General features: G+C 55.7%; 19 protein-coding genes and 1 pseudogene. 16 read left to right on the forward strand and 4 right to left on the reverse strand.

Annotated features, from left to right (window positions below):
* Nucleotides 1-73: 73 nt before the first annotated feature.
* The 11 genes from Q4606_RS03320 to Q4606_RS03370 are packed head-to-tail and all read left to right on the forward strand — an operon-like array spanning nt 74 to nt 9,011.
* Complete coding sequence (locus Q4606_RS03320) at nt 74-1,693, forward strand: BCCT family transporter (protein ID WP_303606650.1); 1,620 nt, start codon at nt 74-76, stop codon at nt 1,691-1,693.
* Nucleotides 1,665-2,120 carry a universal stress protein gene (locus tag Q4606_RS03325; protein ID WP_303606651.1) on the forward strand — a complete coding sequence of 152 codons (456 nt, stop codon included), beginning with the start codon at nt 1,665-1,667 and terminating at the stop codon, nt 2,118-2,120. Before Q4606_RS03320 ends, Q4606_RS03325 begins: the two co-directional genes overlap by 29 nt.
* Nucleotides 2,121-2,147: 27 nt before the next feature.
* A complete protein-coding gene (locus Q4606_RS03330) occupies nt 2,148-2,657 on the forward strand; it encodes a Na+/H+ antiporter subunit E (protein ID WP_303606652.1) in 510 nt (169 codons plus the stop codon).
* The gene (locus Q4606_RS03335) at nt 2,654-2,923 is read left to right on the forward strand and encodes a monovalent cation/H+ antiporter complex subunit F (RefSeq protein ID WP_303596624.1); all 270 of its coding nucleotides are present in this window, start codon (nt 2,654-2,656) and stop codon (nt 2,921-2,923) included. The genes Q4606_RS03330 and Q4606_RS03335 overlap by 4 nt, the downstream gene beginning before the upstream one ends.
* A complete protein-coding gene (locus Q4606_RS03340; protein WP_303596623.1) occupies nt 2,923-3,237 on the forward strand; it encodes a monovalent cation/H(+) antiporter subunit G in 315 nt (104 codons plus the stop codon). The genes Q4606_RS03335 and Q4606_RS03340 overlap by 1 nt, the downstream gene beginning before the upstream one ends.
* The gene (locus tag Q4606_RS03345) at nt 3,230-3,526 is read left to right on the forward strand and encodes a hydrogenase subunit MbhD domain-containing protein (RefSeq protein WP_303606653.1); all 297 of its coding nucleotides are present in this window, start codon (nt 3,230-3,232) and stop codon (nt 3,524-3,526) included. Before Q4606_RS03340 ends, Q4606_RS03345 begins: the two co-directional genes overlap by 8 nt.
* Nucleotides 3,523-4,224, forward strand: coding sequence for an MnhB domain-containing protein (locus Q4606_RS03350; protein WP_303606654.1), 702 nt, complete (start codon nt 3,523-3,525; stop codon nt 4,222-4,224). The genes Q4606_RS03345 and Q4606_RS03350 overlap by 4 nt, the downstream gene beginning before the upstream one ends.
* Nucleotides 4,221-4,541 (forward strand): NADH-quinone oxidoreductase subunit K, encoded by a 321-nt coding sequence (locus Q4606_RS03355; protein WP_303596620.1) that lies wholly within the window; start codon nt 4,221-4,223, stop codon nt 4,539-4,541. Before Q4606_RS03350 ends, Q4606_RS03355 begins: the two co-directional genes overlap by 4 nt.
* Complete coding sequence (locus Q4606_RS03360) at nt 4,538-6,007, forward strand: complex I subunit 5 family protein (protein WP_303596619.1); 1,470 nt, start codon at nt 4,538-4,540, stop codon at nt 6,005-6,007. The genes Q4606_RS03355 and Q4606_RS03360 overlap by 4 nt, the downstream gene beginning before the upstream one ends.
* A complete protein-coding gene (locus Q4606_RS03365) occupies nt 6,004-7,500 on the forward strand; it encodes a complex I subunit 5 family protein (protein WP_303606655.1) in 1,497 nt (498 codons plus the stop codon). The genes Q4606_RS03360 and Q4606_RS03365 overlap by 4 nt, the downstream gene beginning before the upstream one ends.
* A complete protein-coding gene (locus tag Q4606_RS03370; protein WP_303606656.1) occupies nt 7,497-9,011 on the forward strand; it encodes a complex I subunit 5 family protein in 1,515 nt (504 codons plus the stop codon). The genes Q4606_RS03365 and Q4606_RS03370 overlap by 4 nt, the downstream gene beginning before the upstream one ends.
* A gap of 12 nt (nt 9,012-9,023) precedes the next feature.
* On the opposite strand, the pseudogene Q4606_RS03375 reads toward Q4606_RS03370, so the two are convergent.
* A pseudogene (locus Q4606_RS03375) lies at nt 9,024-9,209 on the reverse strand (deoxyribodipyrimidine photo-lyase); the annotation flags it as partial.
* Nucleotides 9,206-9,349, reverse strand: coding sequence for a DUF2256 domain-containing protein (locus Q4606_RS03380; RefSeq protein ID WP_303606657.1), 144 nt, complete (start codon nt 9,347-9,349; stop codon nt 9,206-9,208). The gene Q4606_RS03380 and the pseudogene Q4606_RS03375, both read right to left, overlap by 4 nt.
* A 69-nt stretch (nt 9,350-9,418) precedes the next feature.
* Here Q4606_RS03380 and Q4606_RS03385 point away from each other — a divergent pair, with 69 nt between their 5' ends.
* Nucleotides 9,419-11,107, forward strand: a complete 1,689-nt coding sequence (locus Q4606_RS03385; protein ID WP_303606658.1) for an HAD family hydrolase — start codon at nt 9,419-9,421, stop codon at nt 11,105-11,107.
* Nucleotides 11,108-11,115: 8 nt separating this feature from the next.
* Here Q4606_RS03385 and Q4606_RS03390 read toward each other — a convergent pair whose 3' ends face one another.
* Nucleotides 11,116-12,648, reverse strand: a complete 1,533-nt coding sequence (locus tag Q4606_RS03390) for a cryptochrome/photolyase family protein (protein WP_303606659.1) — start codon at nt 12,646-12,648, stop codon at nt 11,116-11,118.
* A gap of 240 nt (nt 12,649-12,888) precedes the next feature.
* On the opposite strand from Q4606_RS03390, the gene hemN reads away from it, so the two are divergent.
* The 3 genes from hemN (at nt 12,889) to Q4606_RS03405 (ending at nt 16,583) form a co-directional block, all read left to right on the forward strand.
* The gene (hemN, locus tag Q4606_RS03395) at nt 12,889-14,307 is read left to right on the forward strand and encodes an oxygen-independent coproporphyrinogen III oxidase (RefSeq protein WP_303606660.1); all 1,419 of its coding nucleotides are present in this window, start codon (nt 12,889-12,891) and stop codon (nt 14,305-14,307) included.
* Between the two features lie 468 nt (nt 14,308-14,775).
* Nucleotides 14,776-16,455 carry a sodium:solute symporter family protein gene (locus Q4606_RS03400; RefSeq protein ID WP_303606661.1) on the forward strand — a complete coding sequence of 560 codons (1,680 nt, stop codon included), beginning with the start codon at nt 14,776-14,778 and terminating at the stop codon, nt 16,453-16,455.
* Nucleotides 16,452-16,583, forward strand: a complete 132-nt coding sequence (locus Q4606_RS03405) for a putative transporter small subunit (protein WP_303596596.1) — start codon at nt 16,452-16,454, stop codon at nt 16,581-16,583. The genes Q4606_RS03400 and Q4606_RS03405 overlap by 4 nt, the downstream gene beginning before the upstream one ends.
* Before the next feature lie 71 nt (nt 16,584-16,654).
* Here Q4606_RS03405 and Q4606_RS03410 read toward each other — a convergent pair whose 3' ends face one another.
* Nucleotides 16,655-18,682, reverse strand: a complete 2,028-nt coding sequence (locus Q4606_RS03410) for a methyl-accepting chemotaxis protein (RefSeq protein ID WP_303606662.1) — start codon at nt 18,680-18,682, stop codon at nt 16,655-16,657.
* A 226-nt stretch (nt 18,683-18,908) separates the two neighbouring features.
* Between Q4606_RS03410 and Q4606_RS03415 the strand changes: the two genes are divergently transcribed.
* Nucleotides 18,909-19,904, forward strand: a complete 996-nt coding sequence (locus Q4606_RS03415) for a peptidase U32 family protein (RefSeq protein ID WP_303596594.1) — start codon at nt 18,909-18,911, stop codon at nt 19,902-19,904.

The raw sequence follows: 19,904 nt of genomic DNA on the forward strand, positions 1-19,904 counted from the left end.
CGCCACACAACACATGGTTTCATGTGGTAGCGTAAGGCCTTTCGGGGATTTTTCACAAGAAACGGAGGTTCATGTGCTGGAGCGGCTGCAACGTCGGTTGGGATTGCAGACCATACCGGGGGTGTTTTTTACCTCGGCCGGTGTGGCCACCCTGTTTGTTGCTCTTGCGGTGCCGTTTGATGAAGCTGTTGCTGGCAGCTTTGGCCTGCTGACCGGTTGGGTGGCTCGTAATCTTGGCTGGTTTTATATCCTCTCTGTTAGCGCCTTACTGATTTTTCTGCTTGGCCTGGCCGTGAGCCGTTATGGCGATATCCGCCTGGGTGCTGACGACAGCCGCCCCGATTATTCCAACCTTACCTGGTTTACCATGCTGTTCGCTGCCGGCATAGGCACCATTCTGATGTTCTGGGGTGTTGCAGAACCTGTATCGCACTTCTCCAGCCCACCTTTTGACGGCGTACAACCCGGCTCTGAACGGGCTGCCAGCGACGCTATGACCATAGCGCTCTATCACTTTGGCTTGCACACCTGGACCATCTTTGCCTTGCCGGGCCTGGCGATCGGTTACTTTGCCTACCGACACAACTTGCCCATGCGCATCAGCAGTCTGTTTTACCCGATACTTGGGGAGCGGGTCTACGGCCCATGGGGCTGGACGGTGGATGTTATTGCTGTGCTCGGCACTTTGTTTGGCGTAGCGACATCCCTGGGGCTGGGGACGCTGCAGTTGAACAGCGGCCTGAATTATCTGTTTGGTACACCTTCCTCCGGTCTGGTGCAGGTTGCGCTGATTGCGGTTATTACCAGCATTGCCGCTACATCGGTGGCGTTGGGGCTGGATAAGGGCGTAAGGCGGCTTTCCCAGCTTAATATTCTGCTGGCTATGGCTTTGCTTGCCTTCGTTCTCATTGCAGGGCCTACGGTGTTCATTGCGGAAGGGATGGTGCAAAGCGTGGGGGATTATTTTGATGCCTTGCCATGGCTGGCATTCTGGACAGAAACCTTCAAAGAAACGGACTGGCAGAGGCAGTGGACCCTGTTCTATTGGGCATGGACGATTTCCTGGGCGCCTTATGTAGGAATCTTCATTGCCCGGATTTCCCGGGGGCGAACCATTCGCGAGTTTGTTGCCGGAGTGCTGTTTGCGCCCACAGCCTTTACGCTCGTTTGGTTTGGCATCTTCGGGTTATCCGCGATCAATGTTGAGATGGGTGGAGAAATCGCGCTGGCGGAGCAGGTACATAAAGACCCGTCAGTGGCGATTTTTGCCTTTCTGGAGGCCTTTCCTTTTTCCGGCCTGGCATCTGCCCTGAGTGTGGTCATTATCGTGGTGTTCTTCACCACCTCGTCCGATTCTGCCTCTCTGGTTATCGATATGCTGACTCGGCGCGATGACCAGCCATCGTTGGTGCGCCAGCGCATTTTCTGGGCGGTTGCCCAGGGTGTGATTGCCGCGACCTTGTTGTTGGCGGGCGGTCTGGATGCCCTGCAGAATGTTATAACCTCATTGGGTCTGCCTTTTTGCATTCTTTTGATTTTCATGGCCGTGGCGTTGTTCAGGGCGCTTCGCGCAGATTACCGTGGCTACAGTATGAACGAACTGGTCCACGGCCGAGCCTTCCCCGAAGTGGAGGCGAGCTCTGGAACCAAGCAGGAGAGCGAATATGTACCAGAAGCTATTGATCGCAATTGACCCGGAAGACGACGGAGAGGGGAAGCGCGCGCTAGAGGCCGCCATCGCTCTGCTGGCTGAAGACGGCGAGCTTCACCTTGCCAGTGTATACAGCCCCGGAGGGGCCGGTTTTTTTCCGCATGTAACCCCGGATGCCCCGGAAAAGAAAGAGGCCGAGGTCCACGACGTACTGGATTTGCTTGCCCGGAAATATCTGCCGATGAACCGCAGTGCCAACCTGCATGTGGTAGCCGGGAACACTGGCGAAAAACTGGTGGGTATGGCCGGCCAGCTGGGCGCGGACCTTATGTTGCTGGTCTCCCGGGGAGGTGGTGGCCATTGGCCAATGCGCAGGGCGACTGTTGAGTATGTTTCGGTCAATTCTCCCTGTGCTGTTCTGGTATTGCCATCCCTGGAGAAAGCTGAGCCGGAGAATAGTGCAGAGTAATTCAGAAGGTTACGGCAGGGGGTGCCAATGAAGACAGTTGCAACCATCTTGGGCCGAGTAATCCTGCTCCTTCTGGTGTGGTGGGCGTTCACCGAAGGCGATGTCTCGGGAATCGGATTTGGTCTGGTCATAGCGATTCTGGTCGCAGCGGTTTCTATGCGGCTTTACCCGCGGGGTACTGCCCGAATTCGTCCAGTGCAGTTGTGGCTATTTGTGCTGTTTTTCCTTGGCCGATCCGTTGTGGCCGGCATCGATGTGGCTCGCCGTGTATTGTCACCATCGTTGCCGGTAGACCCAGGTTACTTCACGGTTCATCTGACCTTGCCCGAGGGCAGCCCACGTTGGCTGCTGGCCAATGCCTTGTCACTGATGCCTGGTACGCTGAGTGTCAGCCTTGACGGACCTCGACTGGAGCTGCACTGCCTGGATACGCAAAGCTCCGTTGAAGAGGACGTCAGGGCTGCGGAGCAAAAGGTTGCGCGTGTTTTTGGTTTGCCATTGCCGGACGAAACATGCCATTCAGAGGGCGCGAGATGACACTTATGTTCAATGCGGTTGCCGTTTTTCTTCTGCTGACGCTACTGGTGGCATTGGTACGGATCTGGCGGGGGCCGACATCGTCAGACCGTATGCTGGCGTCGCAATTGTTTGGCACTACCGGGGTTGCTTTATTGCTGGTTCTGGCGGAAGCCCAGGTTGCCCCAGCACTAAGGGATGTAGCCCTCGTTCTAGCATTGCTGTCTGTTCTGGCTATTGTCGGTTTCGTTACGCGGGTTATCCAAATTGACCGGAGGGCATCGTGATGGCGTTCGTTCAGGTGGTGCAGGGAATACTACTGGTTACTGGATGCCTGTTCTTCGCAATTGGTACTCTGGGTCTGTTCCGCTTTTCAGATACTCTGTTGCGGATTCATGCGCTTACCAAGGTCGATAATCTCGGGCTTGGATTTATTATTCTTGCGCTGGTGCTGAATGCCGCGTCACTGGCGATCGGCGTAAAAGTGCTCCTGATCTGGGTGGTGGCCCTCGCAGCCAGCGCCACCTCTGCTCACCTGATCGCCCGGGCTGCTCGCTTGCAGCAAGGTGACGACTCTGAACCAAAAGGCTCCCATGACTGACTGGTTGCTGGATGGACTTCTGGTGTTTGCGCTGTTGGCCACAGCCGCATCGGCCTTATTGTCCCGGGATTTGTTTCGCGCAGTCGTTGTGTTCATTGCTTTTGGGCTGTTGATGGCTGTCGCCTGGGTGCGACTTCAGGCGCCCGACATTGCTTTGGCGGAGGCGGCTATCGGAGCCGGCCTTACCGGGGTGCTCTTGCTGGATGCTGTCAGCCACCTTGGTAACAAGCGTCAGACGGCGTTGAGGCAGGCGCGTGGGTCGCATAGGCAAGGGAGTGACCAGTCATGATCCGGGCTTTGCGCACCTGTTTTATTGCTCTCGCGTGTATTGCTTTCAGCGCTGTTTTGGGAGCCAGTATCTGGGTTATCGCCGGCGATCCTGGCCAGGGAAACCTGTCGCAGCTGCTGTCTGAAAATATGAGCCGAAGCGGCGTCGAGCACCCGGTCACCGCCGTGCTGTTGAACTTTCGCAGTTACGATACGTTGTTGGAGATTGGTGTTCTGGTAATTGCCGGCATTGCCGGGATATCCATGTCTAAAACCACGTCGCTTGAGGACCCGGAACTGCGCACCTCGGACCCTCTGCTCTATGCACTGCAGCGCTGGTTTATACCACTGATGATGGTGCTGGCAGGCTATCTGCTATGGGCCGGCGCCGATCGCCCAGGAGGGGCGTTTCAGGCCGGCGCGGTGCTCGCTGCTACCGGCGTATTGATGCGTCTTGGCGGAATCCCCATGGAGTTTCTGCGTCCGGGGTTGCTGTTGCGGCTGGGTTTGTCGCTGGGTTTTTCCGTGTTTTTGCTGGCCGCGGTTGTGAGTGTTATCGGAGGAGATGCCTTTTTAGCCTATCCGCCCGGAATGGCCAAGCCTCTGATTCTGGTGATCGAATCCGTGCTGACACTGTCCATTGCCATGGTCTTGTTGGCGTTATTTGTGTCTGCGCCGGTCAACGACGCTGAGGATCCGGAGGAGGGTGATCCGTCATGACGCCATCCTTGCTGTATGCAATGGCCGGGGCCGTGCTCTGTGGCATTGGCCTGTTCGGGTTGCTGCGTCTGTCGCACCTGCTGCGTAAGCTGCTCGCCTTCAATATTATGGGCTCCGGGGTATTTCTGATTATGGTGGGGCTGCCCCAGCATCATGTCGGACCCGACCCAGTGCCCCAGGCTCTGGTGTTAACCGGAATTGTGGTGGCTATTGCCGCCACCGCACTGGCTGTGGTGCTGATACGGCGTTATTACCACCAGTCGGGTATGGCGAGCCTTGAGGGAGAGGCCGATTCCCGTGAAGGTGGCCCGCTATGACGCTGTGGCTGATGGCAGGTTTGTTGTTTACTCCGTTGGCCTGGGCGGTTCTAACGCTGTTAACCGATTTTGTCTGGGGTCGTCGGGTTACCTGGGTGGGTATTCTGGTTCAGGTGTTTGTTTCGCTGGGGTTGTGGCTGACGGTTGCGCAGAACGGAGGGTTTTATTACGACTTAGGGGGCTGGGGCGCCCCTCTGGGCATCGAACTTCGCGTGGATGGGCTTGCGGTTACGTTTGTTCTGCTTACCGCAGCGGTGGCCAGTGCCTGCGGTCTTCATGCAGGCGTCTATATTGACCGGCACAAGTCCTGGCACAGGTATTTCTGGCCTTTGTTCTGGTTTCTCTGGTCCGGGCTTAACGCGGTCTGGCTGGGTGGTGATCTGTTCAATCTCTACGTAGGCCTGGAGCTGATCAGCCTCTCGGCCGTGGGTCTTGTTGCTCTCGGTGGTAATGCCAACGCTCTGCGGGCTTCGATCCGGTATCTGCTTGCGGCGCTGCTTGGATCCCTGGCCTATCTGTTGGGCGTGGCATTGATATACGGGCAGTTTGGTACCTTATCTATCGCCGGAGTAGTGTTGTGGCTGGATAGCCATTCGGCCTCTGCCGGACCCGGATTGGCGCTTGCGTTGATGGTTACGGGCCTTGCATTGAAAACGGCATTGTTTCCCCTCCATCGCTGGCTGCCGCCAGCCCACGGAATCGCGAAATCCCCGGTTAGCGCTCTCTTGTCGGCACTGGTGGTCAAAGCGTCTTTCTACATCGCGGCCCGGTTGTGGTTAGCGTTCGGCGAATCGCTTGGCAACCAGGCGGCGGCACAGGCTGTTGGTTTTATGGGCAGTGCCGCGGTGATCTGGGGCAGTTGGCTTGCGTGTAAGCAAGTACAGCTGAAGCAGGTGGTGGCTTATTCTTCCGTGGCACAGATTGGTTACCTGTTTCTATTGTTTCCGCTGACGTACTCAGTCTCAGATTCAATATCTCTGCAAGCTCAGCAAGGTATTACTTTGCAGGTGATCAGCCACGCGCTTGCCAAAGCTGCCATGTTCCTGGCAGCCGGTAACCTCATTCTGTCGGTTGGAAGCAGTCGGGTTGATGCCCTGGCCGGTGTCAGCCGCTTTCTGCCGTTTTCTCTGTTTTCCTTTGGTCTGGCCGGGGTGTCGTTGATGAGCTTGCCCCCATCTGGCGGATTCGCAGCCAAGTGGCTGTTACTGCAAGCCAGTCTGGGCAGTGGCCAGTGGTGGTGGGCGTTGGTATTACTTGCAGGCGGCCTGCTGTCTGCGGCTTATTTGTTCCGGATTTACCGGGCTTCGTTTGCAGAAATTCCGGAAACCGACCAGTTCTTTCATCCGTCCAAAAGCCTGGAGGTCATCCCGATGGTTCTGGCACTAATGGCGCTGGGGCTTGGGTTCGTGTCAGAACAGGTGCTATCCGTGATGGCGTTGCCATTTGCAGAGGAGGGCGCGCCATGACACTTGAGCAGTGGCTTCCGGTTTTCGCCTTGATGATATCACTCGCGGCCTCTCTGGTGATCTTTGCCTTGCCGGAAACGGGTTATGTTCGGCGGACATCGGTCAACCTGGGCGCTGCCGTGCTGAAGCTCGTGGTCGTGATTGTGATGGTCTGGGGTGTGTTTCACGGCGTGAACTATGGCGTTAGCTTCACTATGCTGCCGGGCGTGACCTTTGTGCTGAGGGCGGATGCGCTATCAATGATGTTTGCGGGCCTTTCGGCGGTACTCTGGCTGCTGACCACCATCTACGCAGTTGGGTATCTTGAAGACTCTCCGAACCGCAGGCGGTTCTTCGGTTTTTTCAGCCTGTGTGTCGCCAGTACCATGGGGATAGCGCTGGCGGGGAACCTGTTCACTTTCTTTCTGTTTTACGAAATGCTGACGCTGTCTACCTATCCCCTGGTGGTTCATCGCGGCACCGAAAAGGCGCTGAGGGCAGGGCGGACTTACCTGATTTATACGCTCACTGGCGGTGCCGTTCTGCTGTTCGCTATTGCCTGGCTGCACAGTTTGGCCGGTGATCTGTCGTTTCGTGACGGTGGTCATTTCGTTGATGCTGACCCGGATATTCATCGCTCTTTGGTTCTGATTTTCATATTGCTGGTGGCAGGGCTGGGGGTAAAGGCTGCACTGTTCCCTCTGCATGGCTGGTTGCCCCAGGCAATGGTAGCTCCCGCCCCGGTGAGTGCGCTTCTGCACGCTGTGGCGGTAGTCAAAGCCGGTGCTTTCGGAATCGTGCGGGTGGTTTACGATGTATACGGGGTTGAGGCTTCGTCTGCCCTGGGGCTGCTTGCGCCACTTTCCTGGTTGGCTGCGTTCACCATCCTCTACGCTTCCACCCGGGCGATATGGCAGGTCGATCTGAAACGACGGCTGGCATTTTCGACGATAAGCCAGGTGTCTTACATTATCCTCGGCATTGCTTTGGCTGGGCCTTTAGCCGCCGTTGGCGGACTGGTTCATTTACTGCATCAGGGCATAATGAAAATTACCCTGTTTTTCTGTGCCGGCAATTACGCGGAAACACTGGGAATCCATCGAATTGATGAAATGGACGGTGCCGGGCAACGCATGCCGGGGACTTCCGTGGCCTTTACCATTGGTGCGTTCGGCATGATTGGAGCTCCGCCCCTGGCGGGTTTCATTACCAAGTGGGTCATGGGTAGCGGCGCCCTGGCCGTGAATATGGACTGGGTCATTCTGGTGCTGGTGGGAAGCAGCTTGCTCAATGCCGCATATTTTTTGCCTATTGTTCACCGGCTGTGGTTCCGGGAAGTGAAGGGAGCCTGGCCAGAGGAGCGCCACTGGGGGCGGCTGGAAACCAGCCCGTGGCTATTCTGGCCGCCATTGCTGACGGCCGTTGTGACCGTGGTGATAGGTGTACTGGCTTCGCTCCCATTCAGCCCGTTGTCCTGGGCTGAACTGATTGTATTGCGGGAGTATGCGCCATGATGGTTGCTGAGCCGGGCCTCGCTGTGCTGGCGGTGTGCTTGCCCCTGTTATATCCCGTGATGGCGCTGCGAGCGAACTGGCACAGGGCAATGTGTTTTGCCCTGCCGCTGCTGCCACTGCCCGCATTTTTTCTGGCGGTAAGCAGCGACTCTGGCTGGCAACTGGAGTTGCCCTGGTTGCTGAATGGCGGATTGTGGGCCATGGATGACCTGCGACGTCTGTTTCTGCTGCTGACCGCGGTCTTGTGGACGGTGGCCGGTGTCTATGCGGTGGGCTACCTGGCGTTACCTCATATGCGGCGCTTCTGTGTGTGCTGGGGGCTGACTCTGGCGGGCAATCTGGGCCTTACCATGGCCGTGGATATTGGCAGTTTTTACAGCTTTTTTGCGCTCATGACCTTCGCAGGTTATGGCCTGATAGTGCACGAGGGGACAAAAGAAGCCCACTATGCCGGACGGGTTTATATGGCGATGGCGGTGTTGGGTGAAATGTCCATTCTCGCGGGTCTGTTGCTTGCAGCGTCGGCCGCAGATAGTCAGCTGCTTACGGACCTTCCTACGGCCTTGGCCCGGGCACCTCAAAGGGATCTGATCGTGGCGTTGCTGATTGCCGGCTTCGGCGTCAAAGCGGGGCTACCCCTATTGCATTTCTGGTTACCTCTGGCTCACCCGGTTGCGCCTACCCCTGCCAGTGCCGTGCTCAGCGGCGCGATGATAAAGGCCGGGTTGCTGGGTTGGTTGGTGACATTGCCGTTTGGCGAGGTAGCCTTGAGCGGTTGGGGCGCCTCGATGGTAATTGCTGGTGCGGTCGGTGCTATTGGCGCCGCCATCCTCGGCGTGTTGCAGCATCGTCCCAAGGCTGTGTTGGCCTATTCCAGTATCAGCCAGATGGGGCTGATGGTGCTGATGTTAGGAGCTGCGCTAGCCGATCCGGAACGAGCACCGGTCCTGTTTTCTGTGATTGGCTTGTATGCTCTGCATCATGGCCTGGCGAAGGGCAGTCTGTTTCTGTCAGCGGGCGTGTCACTGCCGGCCGGCCGCATGGGGCAGGTCGTTACCTGGATATTGATTGCTTTGCCCGGATTGTCCCTGGCAGGTCTGCCATTCACCAGTGGTGCGCTTGCGAAACTGGCCATGAAAGCTGGCCTGGCGGAAGACTCACTGGACTTCGCGCTGGCCGGTTACCTGTCTCCCCTGATGACGGCGGGAGCAATTGCTACCTTGCTACTGGTGTTGCGCTACCTGTGGACTCTGTCAGCAAAACTCGAAACAGGCCATAACCCACCGATGCTGTTGGCGGGATGGCTGGCGGCGGTCACTGCGAGCCTGATTGCCTTCTGGTGGATGCCGTGGGACGTGGCCGGACTGGTTAAAGCGCCGGTTTGGCTGCCGGCATCCTACCAGGTATGGGCGCTGGTATGGCCAATGCTGATCTCGCTGGCTCTGGCGGGGTCGGCTTTGCTGATAAGCCGACGCGGCCGGTTGGCCGCCATCCGAAGCAATCCCTGGTAACTCGGGCAGTTCTCGGTTCAGCTCCGCGAGAGAGTCTTCGATAAAAAGCCATTGCCGCCGGGATGTGTCGGGCAGTTGCCAATACTCCGGCTCTATAACGTAGAGGGGAATTACGGCTTCGCCCAGCTCTGCCGCATAGTGCAGTGGCGGGTGATCCTGAACCCGAAGATCGCGTTTGAACCAGACCACCGTGCTCACAGTTTTGACGCCCTGTTACGACGACAGCGTTCGCTGCAGTAGCGCACACTGTTCCAGTCTTTAGCCCATTTCTTGCGCCAGCTGAAGGGATGCTGGCAAACCGGACATGTTTTCTCAGGCAGGTGTGGTTTTTTGTGCATTGGGCCAATATGGTTTTAACTGGTGAATAGGGTTTATAGATACGTTTCTGGAACGCCAAAGGATTGTTTATGGATCGCTTGAGTGAGCGCCTGTCTGCACCTTCGGTGCTGATATTTGATTGGCATGGAACGCTGGTCGATACCCACGATGCCATGTTCAGTGCGATGGAGGATATGCTGCCGCAACTGGAAGAGCTTGGGTTGGTGGAGCAGTTGCTGCCGGAAGAAAAGTGTCGTACTGCCGATGATGTGAGGCTGGTTCGTTACATTCGTATTTTTCGGCGCTTGCACCCGCGCATTCTCGCAGAGCGGCGAGTGTCACGAACGGATATTTTTAACGCGGTTTTCGGCGACAACACAGCCGCAAAGCTGGTTGCCCATCAGGCCTACAATGAGGCCTATCGGCGCTATTTCGGGCAAGTCCGTCCGTTTCAGCCAGGAGCCTACGACTACCTTTCTGCGCTCAAGGCCATGGGTATTCGCCTGGCCGTAGTCACCAACAGGAACCGTGAGTTTCTCGAGAAAGAACTTAAAACCGTGGATGAAGGGCGCTGGCAAAACCTGTTTGAGGCCATTGTATGCGCCGATGATGTTACGGAATACAAGCCGGACCCGCAGGTTATCAGCAGGGTTCTTGAGCAGCTTCATCTGCCGGCAGATGCGAACGCCTGGTACATCGGTGACAGTTATGTCGACATGCTTACGGCAAGTCGTGGAGGAATTTCCGGCGTTTTCTACAATGGCGCCCAGTGGGATGCAGACCGCATTCGCAGCTGGTTCTCCAAACGTGATGCGCCTCTGGCAGTGCTCGACAGCTTTGAAGAGTTGATGGACCTGCTTGCGTTGATTGAGCGCGATGAGCCGGAGAAGTTCATGCGCGCTCCTGCAGAGGTTCGCCCCGCCCCGTTTCCGTCGCCTGCTCGCCCTGAACCTCGTATAGAGCCTGATTGGCATCCTGCCGTGGTCCGGCTCATCCGCCCTGAAGTCGTCCTGTTCGACTGGCATGCGACGCTTGTAGACACGCTGGATGCGATGTACCACGCGGTGGATGACATGTTCCCGGATTTTCACAAACTCGGTCTTATGGAGCGGATGGTTGCGCCTGAAGACAGTAAAACACCGGAAGATGCCAGGCTCGTTGCTTATGTGCGCGAGTTTGCCAAGCTTCACCCCAGGGTGAAAGCTGACCGGAAGATTTCACGCACGGACATTTTTGAAGTGCTCTTCGGTGATGATCAGGAGGCCAAGCAGGTTGCCCACAAAGCGTTCAATCATCATTACCGCAATCACTACGGCACAGTAAAAGCTTTTGAGGCAAAGGTCCGGGAGGTACTCGAGGGGCTGCGGCGGCTCAACATCCAGGTGGGTGTCATCACCAATCGCGACCGGGAGTTTTTCGAGCATGAACTGGCTGCCGTAGAAGACACAGGTTGGGTCGAGTTGTTTGATGTGGATGTCTGCGGCGATGACACGCCCTTGCGCAAGCCGCACCCGGATCAGCTTTTGCTGGCGGTGCAGAAGCTTGATTACCCTCCTGACCCCAGTGTCTGGTACGTCGGTGACAGTACCACGGATGTGATTGCTGCAAAGCGAGCGGGTATGACGTCTGTCTTCTTTAACGGTGCGCAATGGGATTTGCCCTGGTTGAACCGCATATTTCCGGGTACCCATAAGCACCCGGATAAACCGGATGTGGTAGTGAATGACTTCTCTGAGTTCTGGGCGCTGGTGTTGGCTTGCGAGATAGGGCCGCCCTGACATCCTGCTCAGAGTTCGTCCAGGTGCTCCAGCAGATAGCTCGCTCTTTGCAGTAATGCCTCGCGTTTTTCAGGTTTCTGTTTGTCCCAGTTGCGATACATCATCGTCATGCGAGGGTTGCGCTCGAAATCTGTTCGATGCCGGTCAATGAAGTGCCAGTAGAGAGAGTTGAATGGGCAGGCATCTGGCTCGGTGCTCCTGCTGACCTTGTAATGGCAATTGGTGCAGTGGTCAGACATCCGCTGAATGTACTTGCCGCTGGCGGCATAAGGCTTTGAACCCAGGTAGCCGCCATCTGCGTGCATAACCATGCCCAGCACATTGGGCAGCTCAACCCAGTCGTAGGCATCAGCATAGACGGCCAGATACCAGTCGCAGATCTCCTCCGGCTTGACGCCTGCCAGCAGCGCGAAGTTGCCGGTGACCATCAGCCTTTGAATGTGATGGGCGTAGGCATTGCGACGGGTGGCATCAATGGCTTTGTGCATGCAGCGCATTTTCGTGTCACCGGTCCAGTAAAACCAGGGCAGGGCGCGGCTGTTGCCCAGGCGGTTTTCTTTGGCGTAGCCCGGCATGAGTAGCCAGTAGATGCCCCGCACGAACTCGCGCCAGCCGAGGATCTGGCGAATAAAACCTTCCACAGCATTGATGGGGGCCTGGCCGGCGTACCAGGCTCTTGCAGCCGCTTCACAAACGGATAGTGGATCCAACAAGCCGCAATTGATGTAGGGCGAAAGAATCGAGTGGAACAACCAGTCTTCGCTATCCGACATGGCGTCCTGATAGTCGCCGAAGCAAGGCAGGGCAAACTCGATAAAGTAGTCCAGGGCTTCTTGCGCATCCTCGGGTGTAACGGCGAAGTGAAAGTCCTCGGTGGTGCCAAAGTGTTCGGGGAAATGTTGTTCAACCAGGCCTATAACGTCACGAGTTATGGCATCTGGCTCTACTCTGAAGGGCGCGGGGGCGGGTGGCTTACCACTCCATTTGCTCCGGTTATCAGCATCGAAATTCCAGCTGCCGCCCTCCGGTTTGTCTTCAGGCGTCATCAGCAGGCCGGTTTTGCGCCGCATTTCCCGGTAGAAGTACTCCATACGGAGCTGCTTGCGGCCTTTGGCCCAGTCTGCGAACTCGCTCTTGTCAGCGATAAACCGGGTGTCGGCGCGGACTTCTACCGGCACACCAAGGCGCTCCTGCCACTGGGTGATCTGATCGTGCAGGCGCCACTCACCACATTCAGTCGTAATAATTCTATCTGGATCGAAGCCTGCCAGAACGCCTGAAATGACGCCTTCCAGACTTTGTTCGCTGTTTTCCGGGTGATAGTACTGGTAGTGAACCTGCCAGCCGTCGTTCTCCAGCTGCCGGGCAAAATGGCGCATGGCGCTGAAAAGCAGAACCAGTTTTTTCTTGTGGTGGTTGGTGTAGCTGGCCTCCTCGTGTACCTCCGCCATTAGGATTCGGTCACGCGCTGGGTCGGCGCCATCCAGAGCGCTTATATCGGTTGTCAGTTGATCACCAAGAATCAGAATCAGGTTGGGCATGTGAGGTTAGGCTCCGGTTTCTGGCGTGTTGTTGGTCTGTTTGCCCTGGGAATCGCCCGGGCGCTTAACCCATAGTAGGTAGCCAGAATACGCAATAGGCACAAGGGTAGTTCAGGCGCCAAGCTGATAAAATCCTGTTATTCGTCAAAATGACTCGTATCAAGATGCGCTCAGCCAGCCTCGCCTACAATGCATCGCACTTCTGCTGGCTCCACAAATCAAACGCTCAGAGTTTTTATTATGGCTTCCAACTCCGCACCTCAGGCTGCTGAATCCACTCTTCCGGAATTCATTTGGGATGATGCACTGATCAAACGTTACGATCTCAGCGGGCCGCGCTATACCTCTTATCCGACCGCCGTGGAGTTTGATCAGAACTATCCGGTGGAGCAGATGATGGAGGCTGCGGCTCGCAGCAAGGCCAGCGGTCGACCGCTCTCCCTTTATACCCACCTGCCGTTCTGTGCGCACCTTTGCTACTACTGTGCCTGCAACAAGGTGATTACCAAGAAGCGTGACAAGGCGATGCCCTATGTTGAGCGGCTTCTGAAAGAGGCGGCCATGCAGTCGAAGCTGTTTGGCGCGGACCGCCCGGTAAAGCAGTTGCATTGGGGTGGTGGTACACCCACCTTTTTGCCGAACGATGTGATGCAGGAGCTGATGGCGGGCTATGCTGATCTATTCAACCTGCAAAGCGGCGATGAGCACGATTACAGCGTGGAGATAGATCCGCGTGAGGTGGATCAGGATACCTTGTCCACACTCTGGAAGCTCGGCTTCAACCGCATCAGCCTGGGTGTGCAGGATGTGAACCCGGAAGTTCAGAAAGCCGTCAACCGTATCCAGCCCCGGGAAATGACCGAAGCTGTGTTACGCGAAGCCCGGCAACTAGGCTTCGGGTCCATCAACCTTGACCTGATTTATGGCTTGCCACACCAGACGCCAGAAAGCTTTGCGGACACTCTGGAGTCAGTGATTGATATGTCACCAGACAGGCTGTCTGTGTTCAGTTATGCGCACCTGCCGGATCGTTTTTATCCGCAAACCCGAATCAAGAACGACACGCTGCCGTCGCCGCAACAGAAGCTGAGCATTTTGCATAACACGATCAACCGCCTGCTTGAGGCGGGTTACGAATACATCGGCATGGACCACTTTGCCAAGCCGGATGATAGCCTGGCCGTGGCTCAACGTGCCGGGCGGCTGCACAGGAACTTCCAGGGCTACACCACCCACTCGGACTGCGACCTGGTATCTCTGGGTGTGTCGGCTATCGGCCAGACCGACGATGCCTACTTCCAGAACAACCATGATCTGCCCGCCTGGGAAGCATCCATAGACGCTGGACAATTGGCGATCACCAAAGGCGTCAACCTGACGCGGGATGATCGCATTCGCCGCTGGGTGATTGGCCAGCTTATCTGCCAGTTCCGTCTCGATCGCCAGCAATTTTCGGCTGAATGGCAGGAAGATTTTGACCGCTACTTTGCGGATGAACTTACCCGTCTGAGGCCGATGATGGCCGATGAGCTGATTGGTGATGATGGGCGTGTGCTGCAGGTCGAGCCAGCAGGTCGGCTGCTGATTCGGGCAATCTGTCAGATTTTCGATTTTTATCGCAAAGAAGGCGCCAGCCAGCGGTTTTCACGCATTATCTGATTGTATTTCATCCAGATCTTAATCCGGGGCCCTCTGTGCCCCGGAAAATTATTATGACCTCTAAATACTGGACTCGTGCCCGATTTTCGCGTAACTTCCTGCGCTTCCTCACGGGAATTTCAGATTAATCGCCCCTGAATTATGGCCTTGCGCTGCTTGCGTGCTTTTTACGGACTGCTTTTCTGCAAGAGAAAAGTGGGCCTTGCCAATCTGGTTCAGGGCTGAAGAGGCTGTAAATGCAATGACTACTAAGCAAATCTCCAGGTTGTATATCCGCTTCCGCTTTCCATAGCGACCCTGACGCTTTGGCGCACTAGCACCTTTGCTACCGCCGACACCTTTCGGTGTTCTTCACGTTTCTATTCTCCGCGCACTGCGAGCTTTATTAGCTGCTTGTGTCTCCGGCTGTCGATTTTTCCGGATGGACGCTGTTCTGCCGGCCACCGCTGTAAAAAAAGAGGTACTGATTTGAACGAGAATGGCTTTGCTCAGTTTTCCGTACTGACGATCATGATGTTGTTGATCGCCTTCTATGGCGGCACCTACCTGCTCACTTTGCTTATTCGCAAAAAAGAAGAGGACACCTCCGGCTTTATGGTTGCTGGCCATAACGTGGGTTTCGGCATGGGCGCGGCAAGTATGACCGCAACCTGGATATGGGCTGCGTCTTTTTATGCTGCCGCTACCTCCGGATACACTTACGGTGTGTCTGGCCCCGTCCATTATGGTCTTTGGGGTGCTTTGATGATTCTATTCATCTACCCGTTTGGCCGTCGATTTCGGGAACTCGCTCCTAATGGCCACACCCTTGGTGAGTTGATTCACGCCCGCCACGGGTCGTCCAGCCAGTTGATTCTGGCCGGCTCCAATATTCTTGGTAGTGTGATCAGCCTGATGGTGAACTTCACCGCAGCCGGAGCACTGGTTTCAGTGCTGTCACCTTTGTCATTCCAGACGGGTGTAATTATTGCGGGCGTCGGCGTGCTTAGCTACACGCTCACCTCGGGTTTCCGTGCCTCTGTGTTCACCGACTTTGCCCAGCTTGTTGCGCTAATGGCGATCGCCGTCGTTATTATTCCGGCGGTGCTATTTTCGATTGGCGGGCCATCTGTGATGGTTGACGGCCTTGAAAATCTGACCAGCCAGCAGGCGGATTTTTTCTCGGTAGACGCCATCATGAATCAAGGCGCGCCTTTTTTTGTGGCGGTACTTGCCTACGCCATTGGCAATCAGACCATATCCCAGCGCCTGTTTGCGGTGCGAGAAAAACACATCAAACGCACATTTGTTACTGCCACTCTAGGGTATGGCGCGATTGTTATCGGCCTTGGGATGATTGGGTTGATGGCACTGACCGTGGGTATGGAGCCGGTTAATGGAAATATGAATAACCTGATTCCCCAGATGGTTTCCGAGTATCTGCCGCCTGCCTTTGTGGCCCTGTTTTTCGTGCTGGTGATTGGCGCTTTGTCTTCGACTGCAGACTCTGATTTGTCCGCCTTGTCGACGATTGTTATGGCCGATATCTACGGCAAGAATATTGCCAGAGAAAACCCTAATCCTAAGGTTATGTTGCTGGTAGGCCGCATCACTATGGTTGTCGCAACCGCGGCGGGCTTGATCTTCGCGAGCTTCTCTCTGGATATATTGGTGATGCTGGTCTTCGTGGGTGCACTTTGGGGCGCCATTGTGTTCCCGGTTATTGTTAGTTGCTATTGGGACAGAGTTACCAATGCCGCCTTTACGTGGTCTGTCGTCGTAGCCATGGCACTGTTCTGCATTGCTCGTTTCGAGCTTCTGGAGATGACAGGGGCAACTGTGCTGTTCTTTGAAGTGCTGGCATCGGTTGGCGCTGCCGTCGTGTTCGGGCTGATGGCGTTCGGTTTCTTCGGTCGCACGGTTGGCCTGATTGTAGGTGCGATTTCTGGGGCGATCATGGTGGTTTACGCCACAGGTTTCCTGCGTGACTACATGGTGCTTACCGCGTCTCTGACAGCCTACGGCGCCAGCACCATCGTTTGCACTGCAATGGCTTTGTTTAATAAAGAAAGGTTCGATTTTGATCTGATCAAGCAGCGCGTTGGCGATTATGACAATGCGACAGATGAAGATGAATCCACGATGATCCCTGAAGGAGCACGCTCATGAGTGAACTGGCATACGGTACTTATATTCTGGCTTGGCCGGCTTTGACCCTCGGTGTATTGGTGGTTATCTGTGGCGCGGTGATTAAAGACGCCATTCAGGCGCGCAAGTCGGATAGCGATGTGGTCTGACCCCTTTGCGCAGAAAGCCTGACTATAAAACGGGAGCCTTTTGCTCCCGTTTTATAGGGAATGCTATGAGTTCAGGCTGCTGAAACCTTGAACTCGTTGGCAAGATCCTGAAGCTGCCGGGCAAGCCTGGCTTGCTCACTGGTTACATGGGAAATTTCCTGGGAGCCTGTTAGCGTCAGCATGGCCACTCCACTGACGGCTTCCATGTTTACGGCCAGCTCCCGGGTTACCGCTACCTGTTGTTCAGAGGCAGCGGCGATCTGTGTGGCCATGTCGGAGATGCTGTTAACATCTCCGAGTATGTCGGCAAACGTCTGTTCAAGCTCTGAAGATTGCTCACTGGTTTCATTGGCAAGTTTATGGCTGGCGATGATAGAGCGGCTCGCATTCTCAGTAATCACCTGAAAGCCATTAATAATATCCTCAATCTGTGTTGTGGATTCGTGCGTCTGCCGGGCCAGAGTACGAACCTCGTCGGCGACCACCGCGAACCCCCGGCCATGTTCACCGGCCCGCGCCGCTTCTATCGCTGCATTCAGCGCCAGCAGATTGGTCTGATCAGCCACTTTGCGGATAACATCCATCACTTCCACGATGCTGCCGCTGCGTTTCTCCAGTTCTTCAATAACGTCGTTTACGTCTTTCACCGAGTCAGCCAGAGAGCGGATGCGGTTTACGCTGCCTTGCAGCACCTCTTCACCCGCCCGGCTTCTTTCCATGACGTTACTGGCGGCGTCTGCGACTTGCTGGGTATTCTGGGAAATCTGTTCAGACGTGGAGGTCATTTCCTCGGTGGCCGCGCTTATTTGTTCTATTTGTTCCTGCTGGTTTTGGGCCTGAGTCGCATTTTCTCCAGCGGTGGCGCTGGTCTCCTCGGTTGCGGTTGCAAGTTGCACGCAGCCTCTGTCAATTTGTTGAAGAGCGTGGCCAAAACGGCCGAACAGTTCGTTGAGTGCTCGTCCGATGGTGCCGACCTCGTCTTTGCTGGATATGTGAATCTGTTGTGTAAGGTCTTTATTGTCGGTCGCAAACCGGACGCTATCGAGCAAACCGTTGATCTGTCGGTTGATAGCACTGACCATAAGCATCATCAGGACAATTGCCACTACGATGGCAACTGCAGCGATCCCGGATGAGATGATCAGGCGCTGGCGTGCATCAGCTACGCCGTGAGATGCAGAAGATGAGGCAACATCGATCAGGGTTTTTCGCAAACTGTTCAGTCTGCCCAGTTGCTCTGTGGTGCTGACAAACCATTCTGTTGCATCGAGGCCATACAAGCCTGAAGGGCTGCGGAATAAAGTATTGCGCTTTTCTTGCAGGTCGAGACTTTCATCTGTCTCAGGCAGCGTTTTAAGCGTCAAAAGTAACTCAGATTCATCTGCCAGCATGGCGCCGGCTTCATGGATAAAGGCTTCCTGGCGCCCCCCGAACGCAGCTATCCTCTGAGCCGCAGGAAGGTCAAAGCTGCCCCGGTTTATCAGTGCTGCCCCTGCGGCACTCTCACGCCCGGCTGCCTCAGCCGCCTCTGCCAAAGCATAGTATGCATTGAGATCCCGGGTTAGTTGGGAGTCGGTAGAGCTGGAAATGACCATAGGGATCCGATTGATCAATCCGGTGATCAACTGGGTATAGCGAGCCTCTGCTTCAAGGCTGTCAATCGAACGTTTGTCGGCCTGGCTACGGAGTTCTCCGAGAGCATTAAGGCTGTCCCGAACCGCCTCAATACTGGCTGTGATGGCAGGGCCGAAGCTGACCTCTTGTTGAAGACGGGTTGTCTGAGACTGGTAATCATCCAGTCGTGTATCCGTATTTTTGCGTTGGTTGAGCAGTGCCTGCTCTGCCTGCTGTGCGGCTTCTCGGTCTACGCCCCTTGAAAGCACTACGGCGGAGCGGCCCCGTTCCAGCTGTAAAGCTTCAATCAGCGGATCACCACTATCCGCAAGCTGAACCAGCGCCTGCAGCTGGCGCATGTCGTCGAGTTCTCCGGAGTTTCGGGTGATGCTCTCAATCGCAAAGTAGATGATAACTAGCAATGCCGGCGCGACAAGCGTTATGAGTTTGCCACGCATGGAGAGGTTGTTGATGACATTTTTCATCCCGGATTCTCTTATTGTTAATTGGAATTATTGTGAAGAAGTGTAGCAGTTAGCTCCATGCATATTGATTGGATATCTGTAGTAACGAGCATTTTGCTGTGTAAATTTGTCATCAAGTGTTAACTGCATGTTTTATATGCAACAACTCTCCGCACGCTGACAAAGGTCAATGCCGTCCACGGAACTCCAGAGTATGGTTTTGCGAACTTTGATGCGGAGAGAGCCCATGGAACTTGTTTGCCCGGCCGGTAGCTTGCCGGCTCTGAAAACAGCGGTGGATAACGGAGCAGACGCCGTGTATCTGGGGTTCAAGGACAGCACCAATGCGCGCCAGTTCGCCGGGCTCAATTTTAATGACAAGCGCGCAGGCGAAGGCATTGAGTATGCGCATAGCAAAGGCGCCCGGGTGTTTTGTGCCATCAACACTTATCCGCAGCCAGATGGCTGGGAAACCTGGAAGTCAGCTGTCGATCGCGCAGCGTCTTTGGGGGTGGATGCCATTATCCTGGCCGATATGGGGCTGCTGGAGTACGCAGCCAACAAATACCCACAGGTTCACCGGCACCTTTCTGTGCAGGGCTCTGCCACGAGCTACGAGGCCCTTCGTTTCTACAAAGACAACTTTGGTATACGCCGGGCTGTGTTGCCCCGGGTGTTGTCTATAGACCAGGTACGCGGTGTCGCGAAACACAGCCCGGTAGAGCTGGAGGTATTTGCCTTTGGCAGTCTCTGCATCATGGCAGAAGGGCGGTGCTACCTGTCTTCCTATTTGACCGATGAATCCCCGAATACCCGCGGTGCATGCTCTCCAGCCAAGGCGGTGCGTTGGCAGGAAACCCCCAGCGGGCTGGAATCCCGCCTTAACGATGTGCTCATTGACCGATACGGCAAAGGCGAGTCTGCCGGTTATCCAACCCTGTGCAAAGGCCGCTTTGAGGTCGAGGGTAGTGTGTATCACGCCATCGAAGAGCCAGTGAGCCTGAACACTCTGGATCTGCTGCCGGAGCTAAAAGAACTGGGTATCAGCGCAGTAAAGATTGAAGGTCGCCAACGCAGTCCGTCCTATATTGCCGATGTCGCCCGCACCTGGCGCCAGGCACTGGATAGGCTGGATGCCGGTACAGACGGTTTCCGTGTGGATCCTGCCTGGAACAACACGCTGTCGGGCTTGTCGGAGGGTGGCCTGACCACCATCGGCGCCTATCATCGCAAATGGAAATAA

The organism is Marinobacter sp. 1_MG-2023, from assembly GCF_030549045.1.
Taxonomy (GTDB): domain Bacteria; phylum Pseudomonadota; class Gammaproteobacteria; order Pseudomonadales; family Oleiphilaceae; genus Marinobacter.